Below are 3,482 nucleotides of genomic sequence, written 5' to 3' on the forward strand. Positions count from 1 at the left end.
ATTCCGCCCCAACTGGTCGCCGAAGCCACCATTCTTGCCGATCAACGCCTGCGCTATTGGGGTGACGACTACGAATTTGCCAAAATACACGCCCGGATCGCCCCCGGCCCTGACGGCGCTGTCGACTATCTGACACTCTCAGGCGGCGGCATCAATGGGGCCTATGGCGCCGGCTTTCTCGTCGGCTGGTCCGAAAAAGGCAATCGCCCCGAATTCGAAGTGGTCACCGGCATCAGTGTCGGCGCCATGATGGCCCCGATGGCCTTTCTCGGCCCGCACTATGATGAGCGCCTGCGCCTGGTGTTTTCCAATCTGACCCAGAAGGACAGTTCTGCCGGCGCCAACTTCATTGGCGCCCTGTTCGGCGCGCCCTCGGTGATGAGCAATGCGCCGGTGCTGAGCGCCATTCGCACCCTCGTGGACCAGCCGGCGCTCGATGCTATCGGCGCGGCCCACAACAAGGGGCGCCGCCTCTATGTCGGCACCACCAATCTGAACGCCCAGCGCCCCATGATCTGGGACATCGGCGCCATCGCCATCAGCAATTTGCCACACAAGCTCGAACTCGTGCACCAGATCATTCTGGCCTCGACTGCTGTTCCGGGTATCTTTCCCCCGGTATTGCTCGACGTCTCCGCCCAGGGCATGGCCTTTGAGGAACTGCATGTCGATGGCGGCGTCACCGAACAGGTCTTGCTGATGCCCGGCGGTTACGAGGCCTTCGTCAGGAACCGCCGCGGCGTGCAGAAGCTCTATGTGATCTTCAATGGCGTGGTGGCGGCCAGCCCTGCCACGGTGAAGATTTCCAGCCTCTCACTGCTGGAGCGCGCCGTGCCGACCCTGCTCAAATATCTGGGCCGCAGCAATCTCGAACAATTGGACAATGCGGCGCGCAAAGCAGGGCTGGCATTCCGTCTGACCGCGATACCGGCAGATTTCCCGGAAAGCACCAGCGTCTTCGGCAACCCGCAATGGCTCAGCGCGCTCTATCAATATGGGCACCAGGCCGGCCGCGCCGGGCAGTGGCAGTCGCGCTAGCAGACGCTAATTGTCCTTTTCGGCCTTGGCGGCCCGCAGCCGCTCGAAATAATCGAGCCGCTTGCGATAGTCGCGCTCGGCACCACGCTCGACCGGCTGATAGAATGTCTGCCGGCCAATGGTCTCGGGGAAATATTGCTGCCCGGAAAAGCCCTCTGGCGTGTCGTGGTCATAGACATAGCCTTCGCCATAGCCCGAGCCCTTCATCAGCTTGGTGGGGGCATTGAGAATGACCATGGGGGGCATGGGTGAGCCGGTGGACTTGGCCACGCTGCTGGCCGCCTTGAACGCGGTGTAAACGGCGTTCGATTTGGGCGCCAGCGCCAGATAGACCACGGTCTGCGCCAGCGCCAGTTCGCCCTCGGGCGAGCCCAGCATCTGGAACGCATCGCGCGCGGCAACCGCCTGTGGCAAGGCCTGGGGGTCAGCCAGGCCGATATCCTCGACCGCCATGCGGATCAGACGCCGCGCCAGAAACAGCGGATCCTCGCCCGCATCGAGCATGCGCGCAAAATAGTACAGCGCCGCATCGGGGTCCGAACCGCGGATGGTCTTATGCAGCGCCGAAATCAGATTGTAGTGGCCATCGGCCGCCGTGTCGTAAATCGGCGCCCGGCGCTGCACCACGGTGAGCAAGCCGGCCGCGTCAAGCATCTCGCCCTGCCGGGTGGAGGCCAGAACCTCCTCCACAAGCCCCAGCAAGGCCCGCCCATCCCCGTCCGCCAGTGTGAGCAGGGTCTGACGCGCCTCGGGCTCCAGCGGCAGCGTCGCCCCTGTCAGCGCCTCGGCGCGGCCCACCAGACTTTCGAGATCCTCGACCGACAGCGATTCAAAGCGCAACACCTGGCTGCGCGACAGCAAAGCCGCGTTCAGTTCAAAGGACGGATTTTCCGTGGTGGCCCCGACCAGCACCACCGTGCCGTCTTCCATCACCGGCAAGAAGCCATCCTGCTGGGCCCGGTTGAAACGGTGGATTTCGTCGACGAACAACAGGGTCTTGTGGCCGCTGAGCCGCTCAAAGCGCGCCTTCTCAAATACCTTCTTGAGATCGGCCACGCCCGAGAATACGGCTGAAATCTGCTCGAAACGATAGCCGATCTGGTCGGCCAGCAGCCGCGCCACGGTGGTCTTGCCGGTGCCGGGAGGTCCCCACAGGATGAGCGAACCGAGCCGGCCCGAGGCAATCATCCGCCGCAGCGTGCCTTGCGGCCCCAGCAGATGGGACTGGCCGATCACCTGATCAAGCGTGCGCGGCCGCAACTGGTCGGCCAGCGGGCGGGCGGTGTCGCTTTCCACGACGCTGTCAGGATCTGCTGCAAAAAGGTCAGACATGCCGGATCATCATTTCATTCCTGTCGCACGAACAGCGCGACGCGCGTGGCGCTATTGCTGACGCGCCCTGACAGTAGCAAGCGCTATCGCAGAGGTGCCATCTATTGCAAGGGGACAACCATGATAGACCATTCCGGTATCAGCGTAAGCGATTTTGACCAGGCGAAAGCCTTCTATGAACAGGCTCTGGCCCCTTTGGGGGCAACATTCATGACACAAGTGCCACTCGAGCACACCGGCGGGGTCAAGGTTGGCGGCTTTGGTCGCGACAATCCGGCCTTCTGGCTGTCCGAAGCTGGCGCCCAGCGGCCACCCGCCCATTTTGCCTTTGCGGCGCGGAGCCGCGCCGAGGTCGATGCCTTCCATGCAGCGGCCCTGGCCGCTGGCGGCACCGACAATGGCGCCCCGGGCCTGCGCCCGCACTACCATGCCAGCTATTACGGCGCTTTCGTGCGAGACCTGGACGGCAACAATATCGAGGCCGTCTGCCACACGCCCGCCTGATCGTTGACCGGGCCCGGCGCCACTGGCGTCGGGCCGCAATCGCTCGCTAGCCGCTGACGATACTGCGGGTGACGCGCCCGTCGCGCTGCAGGATGATCTGCCAGGTCCGCACACGCTGCGATGCAATCTCGGCAAAAGCCCGTGCAGTTTCCATGGGCATGTCATTGAGCGCGAGGATGATATCGTCGACCCGCAGCCCCATGGCCTCGGCAGGCGATCCATCGGCAATGGCGGTGACCATCACCCCCTTGGCGTCGTAGGGCAGCCCTTTGAGTTCGGCCAGGGCCGGATCAAGCTGGCGCACGCTGGCGCCGGCAAAGCGCGATTGGCCACTGATCTGGGCAATCATGGCCTCATCGGGGATGGGCGCTGCCTGGATGGTAAAATCCACCGTGTTGGTCGTCCCGCCGCGCAGGCGCGCCAATTTGGTGGTTTGCCCGATCGGCCGGGTGGCCAGCCGGAAGTTGAAGGCACTCGGATCATCCACGGCCATGCCGTCGACCGACAGGATCACATCGCCCGAGGCAAAGCCGGCACGCGCGGCCGGACCGCCGGGCGCCACCTCGGTGATCAGCGCCCCATGCGGCGCCGCCATGCCCAGGCTGGCA

Annotated in this window: 4 protein-coding genes; 2 read left to right on the forward strand and 2 right to left on the reverse strand. The window is 64.2% G+C overall.

The genetic code is table 11. From position 1 onward, the window contains the following. Window positions 1-1,038, forward strand: a 1,038-nt coding sequence (locus Q8O80_RS10685) for a patatin-like phospholipase family protein (RefSeq protein ID WP_305579457.1), incomplete at its 5' end; no start/stop codon positions are given. Between the two features lie 6 nt (window positions 1,039-1,044). Here the strand turns inward: Q8O80_RS10685 and Q8O80_RS10690 are convergent. Then, a complete protein-coding gene (locus Q8O80_RS10690) occupies window positions 1,045-2,370 on the reverse strand; it encodes a replication-associated recombination protein A (RefSeq protein ID WP_305579458.1) in 1,326 nt (441 codons plus the stop codon). Window positions 2,371-2,490: 120 nt separating this feature from the next. Here Q8O80_RS10690 and Q8O80_RS10695 point away from each other — a divergent pair, with 120 nt between their 5' ends. Beyond that, a complete protein-coding gene (locus tag Q8O80_RS10695) occupies window positions 2,491-2,874 on the forward strand; it encodes a VOC family protein (protein WP_305579459.1) in 384 nt (127 codons plus the stop codon). A 46-nt stretch (window positions 2,875-2,920) separates the two neighbouring features. Here the strand turns inward: Q8O80_RS10695 and Q8O80_RS10700 are convergent. Further along, window positions 2,921-3,482, reverse strand: a 562-nt coding sequence (locus Q8O80_RS10700) for a PDZ domain-containing protein (protein WP_305579460.1), incomplete at its 5' end; no start/stop codon positions are given.

Source organism: Devosia sp. (assembly GCF_030689745.1).
GTDB classification, from domain to species: domain Bacteria; phylum Pseudomonadota; class Alphaproteobacteria; order Rhizobiales; family Devosiaceae; genus Devosia; species Devosia alba.

Bases quoted from the DNA above. Each gene is read 5' to 3' on its own strand.
- Q8O80_RS10690 (WP_305579458.1), bottom strand. From the start codon at position 2,370: ATGTCTGACCTTTTTGCAGCAGATCCTGACAGCGTCGTGGAAAGCGAC.
- Q8O80_RS10695 (WP_305579459.1), top strand. From the start codon at position 2,491: ATGATAGACCATTCCGGTATCAGCGTAAGCGATTTTGACCAGGCGAAA.